This is a genomic window from Nocardia sp. IFM 10818, assembly GCF_054655275.1.
The window spans coordinates 757,999-772,374 of sequence record NZ_BAAHJH010000001.1; the positions used below are offsets into that span (position 1 = coordinate 757,999).

At 67.4% G+C, this 14,376-nt stretch carries 15 protein-coding genes; 8 read left to right on the forward strand and 7 right to left on the reverse strand.

What is annotated here, in order from left to right; all coding sequences use genetic code 11:
• Positions 1-55 precede the first annotated feature (55 nt).
• The 6 genes from ACYQ5L_RS03655 to ACYQ5L_RS03680 all read right to left on the reverse strand — a co-directional run bounded on the left by ACYQ5L_RS03655 (position 56) and on the right by ACYQ5L_RS03680 (position 4,282).
• Complete coding sequence (locus ACYQ5L_RS03655) at positions 56-763, reverse strand: heme-binding beta-barrel domain-containing protein (protein ID WP_459955471.1); 708 nt, start codon at positions 761-763, stop codon at positions 56-58.
• A gap of 269 nt (positions 764-1,032) precedes the next feature.
• Positions 1,033-1,338 (reverse strand): DUF1416 domain-containing protein, encoded by a 306-nt coding sequence (locus tag ACYQ5L_RS03660; protein WP_379192641.1) that lies wholly within the window; start codon positions 1,336-1,338, stop codon positions 1,033-1,035.
• Between the two features lie 5 nt (positions 1,339-1,343).
• Positions 1,344-2,177: a sulfurtransferase gene (locus ACYQ5L_RS03665; protein ID WP_459955472.1), complete on the reverse strand. Its 834-nt coding sequence runs from the start codon at positions 2,175-2,177 to the stop codon at positions 1,344-1,346.
• Between the two features lie 28 nt (positions 2,178-2,205).
• Positions 2,206-2,700, reverse strand: a complete 495-nt coding sequence (locus ACYQ5L_RS03670) for a DUF4395 domain-containing protein (RefSeq protein WP_459955474.1) — start codon at positions 2,698-2,700, stop codon at positions 2,206-2,208.
• 257 nt (positions 2,701-2,957) lie between these two features.
• Positions 2,958-3,416 (reverse strand): TlpA family protein disulfide reductase, encoded by a 459-nt coding sequence (locus ACYQ5L_RS03675; RefSeq protein WP_459955475.1) that lies wholly within the window; start codon positions 3,414-3,416, stop codon positions 2,958-2,960.
• Complete coding sequence (locus tag ACYQ5L_RS03680; RefSeq protein ID WP_459955476.1) at positions 3,413-4,282, reverse strand: LmeA family phospholipid-binding protein; 870 nt, start codon at positions 4,280-4,282, stop codon at positions 3,413-3,415. Before ACYQ5L_RS03680 ends, ACYQ5L_RS03675 begins: the two co-directional genes overlap by 4 nt.
• Before the next feature lie 261 nt (positions 4,283-4,543).
• Here ACYQ5L_RS03680 and ACYQ5L_RS03685 point away from each other — a divergent pair, with 261 nt between their 5' ends.
• From ACYQ5L_RS03685 to pstB, 6 genes are all read left to right on the forward strand, one after another.
• Complete coding sequence (locus tag ACYQ5L_RS03685) at positions 4,544-5,305, forward strand: winged helix-turn-helix transcriptional regulator (RefSeq protein WP_459955477.1); 762 nt, start codon at positions 4,544-4,546, stop codon at positions 5,303-5,305.
• Positions 5,305-6,198 carry a mycothiol synthase gene (gene mshD, locus ACYQ5L_RS03690; RefSeq protein WP_459955478.1) on the forward strand — a complete coding sequence of 298 codons (894 nt, stop codon included), beginning with the start codon at positions 5,305-5,307 and terminating at the stop codon, positions 6,196-6,198. Before ACYQ5L_RS03685 ends, mshD begins: the two co-directional genes overlap by 1 nt.
• A gap of 289 nt (positions 6,199-6,487) precedes the next feature.
• Positions 6,488-7,609, forward strand: a complete 1,122-nt coding sequence (pstS, locus tag ACYQ5L_RS03695; RefSeq protein ID WP_459955479.1) for a phosphate ABC transporter substrate-binding protein PstS — start codon at positions 6,488-6,490, stop codon at positions 7,607-7,609.
• An 88-nt stretch (positions 7,610-7,697) separates the two neighbouring features.
• On the forward strand, positions 7,698-8,675 hold the full coding sequence (pstC, locus tag ACYQ5L_RS03700; RefSeq protein ID WP_459955480.1) for a phosphate ABC transporter permease subunit PstC: 978 nt from the start codon (positions 7,698-7,700) through the stop codon (positions 8,673-8,675).
• Entirely contained in the window at positions 8,672-9,571 is a 900-nt protein-coding gene (gene pstA, locus ACYQ5L_RS03705) for a phosphate ABC transporter permease PstA (RefSeq protein ID WP_459955481.1), read from the forward strand. Before pstC ends, pstA begins: the two co-directional genes overlap by 4 nt.
• 19 nt (positions 9,572-9,590) lie before the next feature.
• Complete coding sequence (pstB, locus tag ACYQ5L_RS03710; protein ID WP_459955483.1) at positions 9,591-10,367, forward strand: phosphate ABC transporter ATP-binding protein PstB; 777 nt, start codon at positions 9,591-9,593, stop codon at positions 10,365-10,367.
• A gap of 709 nt (positions 10,368-11,076) precedes the next feature.
• Here pstB and ACYQ5L_RS03715 read toward each other — a convergent pair.
• Positions 11,077-11,778, reverse strand: a complete 702-nt coding sequence (locus ACYQ5L_RS03715; RefSeq protein ID WP_459955485.1) for an FCD domain-containing protein — start codon at positions 11,776-11,778, stop codon at positions 11,077-11,079.
• 137 nt (positions 11,779-11,915) lie between these two features.
• Between ACYQ5L_RS03715 and ACYQ5L_RS03720 the strand changes: the two genes are divergently transcribed.
• Positions 11,916-13,031, forward strand: a complete 1,116-nt coding sequence (locus ACYQ5L_RS03720; protein ID WP_459955486.1) for a mandelate racemase/muconate lactonizing enzyme family protein — start codon at positions 11,916-11,918, stop codon at positions 13,029-13,031.
• 18 nt (positions 13,032-13,049) lie between these two features.
• Positions 13,050-14,375 (forward strand): cation:dicarboxylate symporter family transporter, encoded by a 1,326-nt coding sequence (locus ACYQ5L_RS03725; protein ID WP_459955487.1) that lies wholly within the window; start codon positions 13,050-13,052, stop codon positions 14,373-14,375.
• The last annotated feature ends 1 nt before the right edge of the window (position 14,376 follow it).

A 14,376-nucleotide genomic window follows, 5' to 3' on the forward strand; every position in this document is an offset into this window, starting at 1 on the left:
TCACCGCGAATTGCCCCGTCCGGGCCGTGCCGGAGGGGGCTGATCGGTCGGCTGATCAGCCGATGTAGCGCTGCAGGCGGGCGGACAGGCGGGGTTCGAGGCCGCCGTCGGGGGTGATGCGCTCCTCGACGTAGCCGAGGTCGCCGCCTTCGACAATGCCGTAGAGGCGCTTGGCGCCGCCGACCACGATGCCGGACTGACTGCGGATCACCACGTCGGTGGCGAGTTCCCAGGAGGACTGGGTGAGGGCCTGGCCGTAGAAGAGTTCGACCACGCCGGAGGAATGGGTGAGCAGCAGTTCGAGAACCTCGTCGTCGCCGTCGATGCCGACGCGCCAGAAACCGCTCTCGCGCAGATCGGGGCCGGCGTATTCGCCCTTGGCGTCGATGACCCAGGAGCGGGCGTCCCAGCTGAGGTAGTCGCCGCCGTCGTGCGAGACGACGATCTGCTGGCCGAAGCGGTAGTCGCCGTTCTCGGGATGGTTGCCCTCGCCCTCACCGCGCCACACGCCGACCAGCGGCAGCAGCGCGAGCATGGAGGAGCTCAGATCGGGGCCCAGGCGCAGATTCGCGGTGTCCTCGGGCAGCGGGAGACCGGCGAGCGTGGGGATGTTCAGGACGCCGGTCGATTTGGCGCGCTCGGCAGCCTCGGCGACCGCCTGGTCGCCACTGCGACGCGCGGCATCGTCACGGCCGGTCGGCGTCTCCGACGCCATGCCGTTGGCCGTTCCGTTCTCGACGCTCTCGCTCGCCGACTCGCTCACGACTCGGTGAACAGCCGGTAGAGGACGTACAGACCGAACCACGCGATCAGTACGGAGACGAGAACCAGCAGAATCTCGAAGGCAAGCACCACGTGTCGGAGTCTAGCGGCCGGGTTGCCGGGTATGAAAACGGCCCCGGGAAAAGGATTCCCGAGGCCGTTGCGGGTGTGGAAGCCGCGCTCCCTGGTGAGGGCGCTGCGCTCCCCGGGGATGTGGGGAGCTGCGCTCCTCCGGGGGTGTGGGGGCTGGGCCCCCCCACCCTTCCCCACTTACTTGGCGACAGTGACGTCGATGTTGTGGATGCCCGCGCCATCCGGCGCGACCTCGGCGGTGCCATTGCCCGACGCCGACAGCGCGCGAATGGTCCAGTTGCCCGGCGCCGCGAAGAAGCGGAAGTCACCGGTGCCCGAGGCGACGACCTCGGCGGTGAAATCGCCGTTGCCGTCCAGCAGGCGCACGAACGCGCCACCGACGGTCTGGCCGTCAGCGGTCAGGACGCGGCCGGTGATGACCGTCTCCTTCTCCACATCGACGCCGGCGGGGATGGCCTGACCCTGGGTAGGTGCTGCACACATATTGATTACGCTCCCAACTCGATCGGTGCACCGACGAGGGAGCCGTACTCGGTCCAGCTCCCGTCGTAATTCTTCACGTTCTTGTGGCCCAGCAGCTCCTGCAGCACGAACCAGGTGTGCGAGGAGCGCTCACCGATGCGGCAGTAGGCGATGGTCTCCTTCTCGCCGTCCAGCCCGGCCTCCTTGTAGAGGGTGGCGAGCTCTTCGTCGGACTTGAAGGTGCCGTCCTCGTTCGCGGCCTTGGACCACGGCACGTTGATGGCGCCGGGGATGTGGCCGGGACGCTGCGACTGCTCCTGCGGCAGGTGGGCCGGGGCCAGGATCTTGCCGGAGAACTCGTCGGGCGAGCGCACGTCGACCAGGTTCTTGTTGCCGATGGCGGCGATGGCGTCATCGCGGAAGGCGCGGATGGACAGGTCCTGCTCGCTCGCCTTGTAGGCGGTGGCCGGGCGCACCTTGACGTCCTTGACCAGCGGGCGGCCGTCCAGCTCCCACTTCTTGCGGCCGCCGTCGAGCAGCTTCACGTCCTGGTGGCCGTAGAGCTTGAAGTACCAGTACGCGTAGGCCGCGAACCAGTTGTTGTTGCCGCCGTACAGCACGACGGTGTCGTCGTTGCCGATGCCGCGGGCCGACAGCAGCTCGGAGAACTGCTCCCGATTGACGAAGTCACGCCGGACCTGGTCCTGCAGATCCTTCTTCCAGTCGAGGCGGACCGCCCCTTCGATGTGGCCAAGGTCGTAGGCCGAGGTGTCTTCATCGACCTCGACGAGCACGACGCCCGGGGTGTTCAGGTTCTCTTCGACCCAGTCTGCGGAGACCAGGACATCGGCGCGAGCCATGTTGTTCCTTTCGAGGGTGGTGCCGGAGTCAGGCGGTGGGATTCGGGTGGGTCGGCGCGGATTTCGGGACGAACCGCGTGACGAGTGGGTAGATCTTGCAGCCCAGGCAGATGCCGAAGGCCGCATTGAGGAAGGCCGCGAACAGGGCGAAACCGGTGAAGATCGCACCGGCGACCGGGCTGCCGGCGGCGAAGCCGAGCACGCCGAGCGCGGCGAAGACGAAGCCGACCAGCTGCGCGAACCGCAGCGGCGCAACGGGTTCCAGCTCCGGGGCCGGGCCGATGCGGGGCGCGGCGGCGGCGGCGTAGAGGCGACCGTACGGGCTGCGCCGCGGGCCCCGGGCCGCGCCGAGCGCGAACACCACGGCCTGGGCGGCCAGCAGCACGGCGGCGAGCGGGACGGAGAAGACGGCGACGATCAGGACGAGGGCCAGTACGGCGGTGGTGATCCAGGCGGCGAACCGCGGGCCGCGGACATCCACTTGTCCCTCAGGCGGTTTGGTGATGATATTCGGGTTCGACATGAGTGTGCTCCTGCGCTGGGTGGTCTATATGGCCAGATCGCCGGAGGATCGAGACGATCTCTCAACGGCGGGGACAAACCCGGTCGGCGACAGAAGATACGAAAGGCCGACCGGCTAGCGGCACAGGCAGCAACAACCACCGAGCCGGCACAGGTCTACCGTGCGGCGTCGGGTGAGCATCAGCTCGCGGTTGGATTGCACGAGGGGGAGTTTACCCAATTTTCGGGGGAAATTGGACCCGGGGTTTGTAAGGCTGGTCACTCTGGCGCCTTCGAGACGGTTAAAGGCCCTAGTGAACCGCGTAAATCGGCGGCCTTGGGAACTCCGGAAATCCGGTAGCGCTCCCGGCCCTCGGCATCCAGGACGAAGGTGGTGGGCAGCGAGAGCACGTTCAGTTCGCGCGCCAGCGCCGGGTTGTCGTCGATATCGATCTCGAGATCGAGCGGGGCGGCCGGAGCCGCGGCCAGCTCGGTGACGACGCTCGCCACCACGCGCCGCACCGCCGCGCAGGGGCCGCACCAGTCGGCGGAGAAGTGCAGCACCGTGGGGCGGCCGGGGAGCACGCCCGCCGCGGCGAGCAGTTCGGCCCGGAGACCTTGCGCCGCCGGCGTTTCCGGGACAGCGCTGGACCGCACCCGGCCTTCGTTGCGGCGCACCAGGATTCCCACGCCGATCGCGGTGGCGACGGCGGCGGCGAGAACCCCGAGCGTGATCACGGCTGCTGCAGCCGATCCAGATCGACGGTGACCTTCTCCTCGCGGCCCTCCACCACGATCTGCCCGCCCTCGGCCCGGACCTTGGCGGGCCGGACCCCGAAGGACAGGCCGTGGGTGTCGATGGTGCGGGTGAACAGGGCCAGCACCTTGGCCTTGTCGAGCTCGGGCGCCGTGGTGGAGATGGGGATCGGGGTGGCGGGCTGGGGATCGCGGTAGATATCGGTCGCGGTGATCTGCACCTGGTTGCCCACCAGGCGCATATCCGCCAGCACGCTCACGATCTGGCCATTGCGATTGTCGGCGGCGGTCACCGCGCCGTCACCGGCGGTGCCGTCCATGGAGACCGTGCCGGTGAGGACGATCGTCGCGGTGGTCCGGAACTTGGTGGAGTCCGATCCGCCGACACCGCCGAAACCGTCCGACTTGCCGGGCCCGAAGATCGGCTGATCCGGGTTCTTGATCTCCAGATCCGGAATCTTGAACAGCTGCCCGAGCTCATTGGGCTCGATCCGGATGCGCGACTCCACCACGTCGACGGGGACGGTGCGCACCTGCTTGTCCACCAGGCTGCTGAACGGCAGTTCCGCACCGCGCAGATTGGCCTCGACCACGATGTCGCCGGGGATGTCGGGCCGGACCTCGCGGGCGCGGATGTCGATATTGCGGAAATCTCCGGACAGCGCCTGCGTCGCGAACGGGTAGCGCAGGGACGAGTGGAAGGTGACCTCCGGATCGGCGCTGAGATCCGATCCGGCGCGCAGCAGCCGCGACACGCGGTACTCCGAATACGCGGCGAACCCGAAGTCGAGCACGACGGCCAGCCCTGCCACACAGAGCAGCGCAATGATCAGCCTCCGGAAATGCATAAGAGCACCCTAGTAGGGCCGGATGGCGGCGAGTCGGCCAACACAGCCTCCGCCGAACCCGGTCAGGACCGGGTTCGGGTGTGATCTCGAGGACACCGCGGCAGATAAGGAGGTTGCCGAGTCCTGTGTACGCTGCCCGGATTGCGTGGTCATCGGTGTGGACACGCTAATGTAGGCACCGACTTACCTGTGATGACGAGCATGGAGTCGTGGCCTACAGAGCGGTTGCCACACACATGCCAGATGGGATGGAGGGCCCCGATGGAGCTGCTCCTGCTGACCTCCGACCCCAACCCCGAGTCGGTGCTGCCCTCGCTGGCGTTGCTACCGCACCATGTGCGGCCCGCGCCCACCGAGGTGGCGTCCCTGCTCGAGGCCGGTTCCGCCGATGTGGCATTGGTCGACGCCCGCACCGATCTGGCCGCCGCGCGCGGCCTTTGTCGTTTGCTGGGCAGCACCGGGTCCTCGGTGCCGGTGGTGGCGGTCCTCACCGAAGGCGGCCTGGTCGCGGTGAACGCGGATTGGGGGCTGGACGACATCCTGCTGCCCGGTACCGGTCCCGCCGAACTGGACGCCCGGCTGCGACTATTGGTCGCCCGCAACGGTGGCGTCGCCAGCCCGGAGAACACCGGCAAGATCACCCTGGGTGAGCTGGTGATCGACGAGGGCACCTACACCGCGCGCCTGCGCGGCCGCCCGCTCGACCTCACCTACAAGGAATTCGAGCTGCTCAAATACCTCGCGCAGCACGCCGGCCGGGTCTTCACCCGCGCCCAGCTGCTGCAGGAGGTGTGGGGCTACGACTTCTTCGGCGGCACCCGCACCGTGGACGTGCACGTGCGGCGGCTGCGCGCCAAGCTCGGCAGCGAATACGAATCGCTCATCGGCACGGTCCGCAATGTCGGCTACAAGGCGGTGCGCCCGGCGCGCGCGGCCGGCGGCAAGGGCGACGCGGTCACCTTCCCCGATTCGGCCGAACCCACCGACGACCCCGAGATGACCACGGCGAACGGCACTTTCTGATGGCTTCTTTCACCGACCGGCTGCCCGACGAGACCGCCGCGGAGGTGAGGGGTCTGCTGGAGCGCGCCACCGCGGCCGATGGCGTCGCGCCCGTCTCGGAGCAGGCGGTGCTGTCGCTGGCCGGTGAGCCCGCCGCGCGGCACGCCGTCGCCACGGCGGACGGCGCGGTCGCCGGGTACGCGAATCTGGCCCCCGCACATGACGAGCACCCCGCCATGGCGGAGGTTGCTGTGGACCCCGACCGGCGCGGCCGCGGAATCGGCGCGAACTTGGTGCGATCCGCGCTGGAAGTGGGCGGTCCGGGCGCGCGGGTGTGGGCGCACGGGAATCTGCCCGCCGCGCGGGCGGTTGCTGCCCGGCTCGGGCTGCGCGTCGCCCGCGAGCTGTGGCAGATGCGCCGCGATCTGGCGAATTCCGAGCTACCGGATCTGGTGGTTCCGGAGGGTCTGGAATTGCGCACCTACGCGGGGCCTTCCGACGATGCCGAGGTGCTGCGCGTGAACAATGCCGCCTTCTCCTGGCATCCGGAACAGGGCGGCTGGACCGAGCGCGATATCGCGGTGCGCCGGGCGGAATCCTGGTTCGATCCCGCGGGGGTGTTCCTCGCCGTCGATCCGGCCGAGCCGGACAAGATCCTCGGCTTTCACTGGACCAAGGTGCACCACGACGAAAACCCGCCGGTCGGTGAGGTTTACGTGGTGGGCGTCGATCCGTCCGCGCAGGGGCGCGGGCTGGGCCGCCTGCTCACCCTCGCGGGCCTGCGGCACCTGCGCGAGCGCGGGCTGGGCGCGGTGCTGCTCTACACCGAGGCCGACAACGCCGCCGCGGTGCACACCTACACCAAGCTCGGCTTCGAGCCCTCGCACGTGGACGTCGCCTACACCGCCGGCTGAGGCGGGCCTGTTCGCGGTCGCCTAGATCGTTTCGGGGCCGGAGGCGACCATGGGGCAACCCGATCAGTGGCAACAGTGCGGCAAATGTCACACACAAAGGTTGCAATCGCTCCGGGTTGTTCACCTCCCGTTCACCTGCCCTGGTCCAACTGTCTACCGGACACAAATACGTTGCATGTGGGCGGCACTCGCTGCCCGGTGCGCGAGTTCGCAGCGAACAGCCACCAACATTCGCCCGTCCAGCCGTTGAGGGGTTGGGCGTGCAAGACCGTGATTCCCGGAGGAACAGGTGAATCTCAAGCGCAGCAGCGCCCTGGTCGGTGTGCTGGCAGTCGTTGCCATGCCCCTCGCCGCGTGTGGAAGCGATGACAACACGGCGGAGACCGGCAACAATGTCGCCAAGATCGACGTGCCCTGTGGTGGCAAGACCAACCTGAAGGCCAGCGGCGCCACCTCGCAGAAGAACGCGATGGATCGCTTCGTCTCGGCGTACCAGCAGAACTGCGACGGCTTCTCGCTGGACTACACCTCCAGCGGCTCCGGCGCCGGCGTCAAGGAATTCCTGGGCGGCCAGACCGATTTCGCCGGTTCGGACTCCCCGCTGTCGTCGAAGAAGGACGAGCCGGCCAAGGCCGCCGAGCGCTGCGGCGCCCCGGCGTGGAACCTGCCCACCGTCTTCGGCCCGATCGCCGTCACCTACAACATCAACGGCGTGACCGATCTGGTGCTGGACGGCCCGACCATGGCCAAGATCTTCAACGGCGCCATCACCCAGTGGGACGACGTCGCCATCAAGGCCCTGAACCAGAAGGCCGCCCTGCCGGCCGAGAAGATCAATGTGATCTACCGCTCGGACGAGTCGGGCACCACCGACAACTTCCAGCTCTACCTGGACGCCGCCTCCAACGGGGCGTGGGGCAAGGGCGCCGGCAAGACCTTCAACGGCGGCGTCGGCGAAGGCGCCAAGGGCAACGAGGGCACCTCGGCCGCGGTCAAGAGCACCGCGAACGCCATCACCTACAACGAGTGGTCCTTCGCCAAGGCGCAGAACCTGTCCATCGCCAAGCTGCTGACCGTCGACTCCTCCAACGACCCCAAGCCGGTCGAGCTGAGCGTCGAGTCCGCGGGCAAGGCCATCGCCGCCGCCAAGATCACCGGCGAGGGCAACGACCTCATCCTGGACACCTCGGCCTTCTACAAGCCGACCACCGCGGGCGCCTACCCGCTGGTCATGCCGACCTATGAGATCGTGTGCTCGAAGTACAGCGACGCGAACACCGGCAAGGCCGTGAAGGCGTTCATGCTCTCGGCCATCCAGAACGGCCAGAACGGTTTGGACGAGGCCGGGTACATCCCGATCCCGGACGCCTTCAAGACCAAGCTGACCTCCGCGGTCAACGCCATTTCCTGATCGCGATCCCATGACCGTGCACGATGAAGTGACCGCCGCGGGCCAGTCGGATTCGACCGGCCCGCGCGCGGGCGGAGATACTGCGCACATGTCTCTTACCAAGACAAGCACCGGGCCGGCCCCGAAGGCCAAGAGCAAGGCCCACAATCAGCGAGCGGAATTCATTTTCCGGTCGCTGGCGACGGCGGCCGGGGCGACCATTGTCGCCGCCATCGCGCTGATCGCGCTGTTCCTTCTCATCCGCGCCGTGCCATCGGTCATGGCCAACGAGTCGAACTTCTTCACCAGTACGGAGTTCGACGTCCGTGATGCGAACGATCTGCACTTCGGCATCCGTGACCTGCTCATGGTCACGGTGCTGAGCTCGATTTTCGCGCTGATCATCGCGGTGCCCATCGGGGTGGGCATCGCGCTGTGCCTGACCCAGTACGCGCCGAAGGCGCTGGCCCGGCCGTTCGCGGTCCTGGTGGACCTGCTGGCCGCGGTGCCCTCCATCGTGTTCGGCCTGTGGGGCTTCCTGGTGCTCGCCCCGCAGCTGACGCCGGTGCAGGAATTCCTGAACGACAAGCTCGGCTGGTTGTTCCTGTTCGCCGACGGCAATGTGACCATCGCCGGCGGCGGCACCATCTTCGTCGCCGGCGTGGTGCTGGCGGTGATGATCCTGCCGATCATCACCTCGGTGAGCCGCGAGGTCTTCAACCTGACGCCGCAGGCGCACATCGAGGCCGCGCAGGCGCTCGGCGCGACCAAGTGGGAAGTCGTGCGCATGACGGTGCTGCCCTACGGCCGCTCCGGCATGATCGCCGGTTCCATGCTCGGTCTGGGCCGCGCGCTCGGCGAGACCATCGCGGTCCTGATCGTGCTGCGCACCGCGGCGCAGGCGGGGCACTGGTCGCTGTTCGACGGCGGCTACACCTTCGCCTCCAAGATCGCGTCGGCCGCAGCGGAATTCAGTGAGGCGCTGCCGACGGGCGCGTACATCGCGGCCGGCTTCGTGTTGTTCGCGCTGACCTTCATCGTCAACGCCCTGGCCCGGCTCGCGGCCGGTGGGAAGGTGAACGCATGACCGCCACGCTCGACAAGCCGATCAAGGCGCCGACGTTCCGCAATGTCAGCACCGGCCGGCGGATTCGCAACAATCTGGCCACCGGCATCGTCTGGCTGTGCTTCGGCATCGCGCTGATTCCGTTGATCTGGGTGCTGTACACGGTGCTGAGCAACGGTTTCGAGGCCATCGTCTCGGCCAACTGGTGGACCAAGTCGCAGAAGGGCGTGCTGCCCGAGCAGAACGCCGGCGGCGTCTATCACGCCATCTACGGCACCATCGTGCAGTCGGCCATCGCCGCCGTCATCGCGGTGCCGCTGGGCATCATGGCCGCGGTGTTCCTGGTCGAGTACGGCCGCGGCTGGCTGGCCAAGACCACCACCTTCATGGTCGACATCCTCGCCGGCGTCCCGTCCATCGTCGCGGCGCTGTTCATCTTCGCGCTGTGGATCGCCACCCTGGGCTTCCCGCAGAGCGCGTTCGCGGTCTCGCTGGCCCTGGTGCTGCTCATGCTGCCCGTGGTGGTGCGCTCCACCGAGGAAATGCTCAAGCTGGTGCCCGACGAGTTGCGCGAGGCGTCCTACGCGCTGGGCGTGCCGAAGTGGAAGACCATCCTGCGCATCGTGATTCCGACGGCCGCGCCGGGCATGATCTCCGGCATCCTGCTGGCGCTGGCCCGCGTCATGGGCGAGACCGCGCCGGTGCTGGTGCTGGTCGGTTACAGCCGTTCGATCAACATGAACGTGTTCGACGGCAATATGGCCTCGCTGCCCCTGATGATCTATCAGGAACTGGCCAACCCGGAGGCCGCCGGCCGGCTGCGCGTCTGGGGCGCGGCGCTGACCCTGATCCTGATCATCGCGGCGCTGTACCTGGCTGCGGCCGCAGTCAACAAGCTGCTCACGCGGAACCGATAGAAGCGAACGGAAACTACTGATGGCCAAGCGGATCGACATCAAAGACCTGAACATCTACTACGGCAAGTTCCACGCCGTGGCCGATGTCCAGCTGACCGTGCTGCCGCGCAGTGTGACCGCGTTCATCGGTCCGTCCGGCTGCGGCAAGTCCACCGTGCTGCGCTCGCTCAACCGGATGCACGAGGAGACGCCGGACGCCCGCGTCGAGGGTGCGGTGCTGCTGGACGGCGAGGACATCTACGGCGCGACCATCGACCCGGTCGGCGTGCGCCGCACCATCGGCATGGTGTTCCAGCGCCCGAACCCGTTCCCCACCATGTCGATTCGCGACAATGTGGTGGCCGGGCTCAAGCTGCAGGGCATGCGCAACAAGGCCCAGCTCGACGAGGTGGCCGAGCGCTCGCTGCGCGGCGCAAACCTCTGGAACGAGGTCAAGGATCGCCTCGACAAGCCGGGCGGCGGCCTGTCCGGTGGTCAGCAGCAGCGTCTGTGCATTGCCCGGGCCATCGCGGTCTCGCCCGACGTACTTCTCATGGACGAGCCGTGTTCGGCCCTGGACCCCATCTCCACGCTGGCGATCGAAGACTTGATCGCCGACCTGAAGAAGGAGTTCACCATCGTCATCGTCACCCACAACATGCAGCAGGCAGCCCGCGTGAGCGATCAGACAGCGTTCTTCAACCTGGAAGCCCAGGGCAAGCCCGGCAAGCTGGTCGAGATCGACGAGACCGAGAAAATCTTCTCCAACCCCTCGCAAAAGGCAACCGAGGACTACATCTCCGGCCGCTTCGGCTAAGCCCGACGCGATCGTCCCGTGGCCCCGACCCTCACAGATCGGGGCCACACTCGTGTCTCTGCGGGTATTCCCCCTCCGAGATGTCCGCCGCAGGCGAACCGTCAATGAACGGCAGGGATGACAGTTGGTGGACTCGCTGTGTGGGTTCGGGGCCGTCTCGATACCCCAGCGCGTCGGGTCACGAGCTGGTCCGGTCGCCAGCCGGTCCGGTTGTCGGCCGGTCCGGGTCACCAGCTGGTCGGGTCCCCAGCCCGTGTGCTTGTGTGTTGGTCCGCCGCAGGCGAACTGTCAATGAACGGCAGGGATGACAGTTGGTGGACTCGCTGTGTGGGTTCGGGGCCGTCCCGATACCCCAGCCCGCCGGGTCACGAGCTGGTCCGGTCGCCAGCCGGTGCGGTAGTCGGCCGGTCCGGGTTCCCAGCCCGTCGGGTCCCCAGCCCGTGTGCTTGTGTGTTGGTCCGCCGCAGGCGAACTGTCAATGAACGGCAGGGATGACAGTTGGTGCATCGACTGTGTGGGTTCGGGGCCGTCTCGATTTTGGACTGAGTGGAGCGTGCGTCGGAGCGGGGGAGCGAAGCGGAGGAGCTCCGGCGTGCGCGGAGGGAGGGAAAAATCGAGACTGTCAGGCCCCGAACCCCGCCGGAGCGAAGCGGAGGCAAATTAAACACAGCCACGAGCGTTTCTGGTCGGATTGCCCCTCCCCGCGTGCTCAGGACCCCGTGTCCGGCCCGCCCACCGCCGACAGCATCCGCTCCTTCCCCGACCGGATGTGCGCCGTCATCAGCCGCTCCGCCAAGTCCGCATCGCCCGCCGCAAGGCTGTCGATGATCTCCCCGTGCTGGCAATTCGAGGTCGTCCGCGCAGTTTCCGTCTCCAACCCGTGGCGGCGAAACAGGTGCAGTTCCTTCGACACATCGTCATAGAGATCGATGAGCCGGGGATTGCCCGACAGCCCAACCAGCGCGCGATGCAAGTCGACATTGCCCGGGTAATAGTCGTCCACCGCAGGCACAGCCTGCCCCAGCCGGGTTACCTTGGCACGCAACGCTTCCACATCCGCAGGGCCGGCGTTGACCGCTGCCAGCCGCCCGGCCAGCCCGAACAGCGCAGCCCGAATGTCATACAGCTGAGCCGCTTCGTCCACAGAGATCTCGCGGACGAACATGCCCCTGTTGGTACGGAATTCGACAAGCCGGCTGTACTCGAGCTGACGCAGTGCCTCGCGCACCGGCCCCCGGCTGGTGCCCAGCTGCAGTGCCAGGGCGGATTCGTTGATCCGGTCGCCCCCCTTCAACGCGCCGGTGATGATCATCCGCTCGAGTTCCGTGGCGATCAGTTGCAGCAGCGAGGTGGATTGCCGTTCGGCTACTCGCTGCTGGAGTGCGTTCATCGCATCCGTGTGCTCGGCCATGGCCTCCACTCATCGTTCGGCGGGCAGATCCGTGCGGCATTCTGTCACCCTGGATCGTCAATTGCAAATCGTTGACAGTTGACAATCCCGGAGCGCAGACTCGGTGCACCGTCCGGGCGAAACGAAGGAGGACGGAAATGAAGATCAAGGACATCCGCGCCAGCGTGCACACCACCTCGATCGAGGTGCCGCTGTTGCGTGAGCGAGTCAGCGGCTACGGCCGCGAGGAGCAGAAGGAGTTCGTCTTCTGCGAGGTCGAAACCGACGAGGGACTCACCGGCGTCGCGCTCACCGGCCATTTCCTCGCACACGCCGTGGTGGTGGCGCTGGAGCAGCACTTCCTGCCGGTGGTGGTGGACATGGACCCGCGGGAGATCGAAGCGGTGCATCACAGGGTCTGGCGCGCACTGAATCCGCGCACCATGACCGGGGTGGTGTCCAGCGCTCTGTCACTGCTGGACATCGCGCTCTGGGATATCGCGGGCAAGGCGGCGGGACGCTCGGTGGCGAGCCTGCTCGGCGGGGCGCGCACGGAGGTGCCGGTCTACGTGACTTTCGGCTTCCCGCAATACGATCGGGAAACGCTGGCCGAGGCCGCGAGACTGCAACTCGACCAAGGCGTTTCCGCCCTGAAGATGGTGGTCGCCGTCGACGAGGGCGGCTGGCGCGAGGACGCGGCCCGAATTCACGCCGTGCGCAACGAGATCGGCGGCGATATCGATCTGATGATCGACGCCAACTACCTGTTCACGCCGACCGAGGCCGCGCAATTGTGCCGGGCGGTGGAGGGCGCCGAGCTCACCTGGTTCGAGGAACCGCTGCACCAGAACGATGCCCGCGCCCTCGCGGATCTGCGCGCGCACACCAGGATTCCGCTGGCGGCCGGCCAGATGGAGGGACACCGCTGGCGATTGCGGGAACTGGTCGAGCGGCAGGCGATCGACATCCTGCAGCCGAATGTCTGCTACTGCGGCGGTTTCACCGAGGCGCGCAAGGCCGCGCATCTGGCGCAGATCTACAACCTGCCGCTCGCACACGGCGGCGGCTGGCCGCTGTTCAATCTGCACACCCTGGCCGGAATGATGAACGGCTGGATCCTGGAATGGCATCTGGGCATGGTGCAGGTCGGCGAACTGCTCTTCCCGGACGCGCCCGAGCCGGTGCGCGGGCGGATCACCGTCCCGGATCGCCCGGGGCTGGGGCTCACCGTGGATCGCGACGCGTTGCGCTCGACTCTCGTTCCGGCCAAGTGATTCCGGGCGGTGAGTTCGATGAGCACCTCCGCGCTCGACACCGCGCCGGACGCCGCGGCCCCCCGGCCGCGCTGGCGCCGGGCGCTGGCCAATACCAGCTTCCAGGTGCTGGTGGCCGCCATTGCCGCCGGAATCCTCGGCCTGGCGGCCCCGGATTTCGCGGCGGGCCTGAAGCCGATCGCCACCGGCTTCATCGCATTGATCCAGATGCTGATCGCGCCGATCGTCTTTCTGGTGACGGTCACCGGCATCGTCTCGGCGGGCGGTATGAAGACCGTCGGCCGGATCGCGGCCCGCACGATCATCTACTTCGAGATCGTCACCACGGCGGGCATGCTGCTCGGGCTGCTGGCGGTCAATGTGTTCCAACCGGGCGTCGGCGTGGCGCCGCCCGCGGACGCGTCCAGCGAGATCGACAGCTATGTGCCGGGCAAGACGCACGATTCGTTCGGCGACTTCGTGCTGGGCATGGTGCCGGACAATGCCGTGGGCGCCTTCGCCGAGGGGCACATCATCCAGGTGCTGATTTTCGGCGTGCTCTTCGCCATGGCCCTGCTGCGCATGCCCGCCGGGGTCCAGGAGCCGATCGTGGGCGCCTGTACCCGGTTGTCGCAGGTGCTGTTCCGGATGATCAATATGATCATGCTGCTCGCGCCGATCGGCACCTTCGGCGCGGTGGCGTTCACGGTCGGCAAGTACGGGCCGGAGACGCTGACGGCGCTGATGAAGCTGGTGGCCGTATCCGGGCTCGCCCTGGCGGTTTTCGTCTTCATCGGGCTGGCGGTGATCTGCCGGCTGGCGGGATTCTCCCTGCTGCGGCTGATCCGGTCGCTGCGCCGGGAACTGATGGTGGTGCTCGGCACCTCCTCCTCGGAAGCCGTACTGCCGCAGTTGATGGCGCGCATGGAGGAAGCCGGCTGCCGGCGCAGCGTGGTGGGTCTGGTCGTGCCGACCGGCTTCTCGTTCAATCTGGACGGGGTCGCGGTGGTGATCCCGATCTGCGTGGTGTTCATCGGCCAGGTGTACGGCGTGCCGATGACCTTCGGTGATCAGCTGATGCTGTTCCTGGTGTTCCTGGTGCTGTCCAAGGGCACCGCCGGGATCAGCGGTTCGGCCTTCGTCACGCTCGCCAATACGGTGGCCGCGACCGCGCTGGTGCCCGTGGCCGGGCTGGCGCTGGTGCTGTCGGTGGACCGATTCCTTTCTCTCATGCGGGCTTTGACCAATGTGCTCGGCAATGCCGTGGCGGCGGTGGTCATCGCGCGCTGGGAGCCCGACGGCCTGGATTCCGAGCGTGCCGCCGCGGCCCTCGGGTTCCGGTCGAAAACTGCTCGAGGAGTATAGA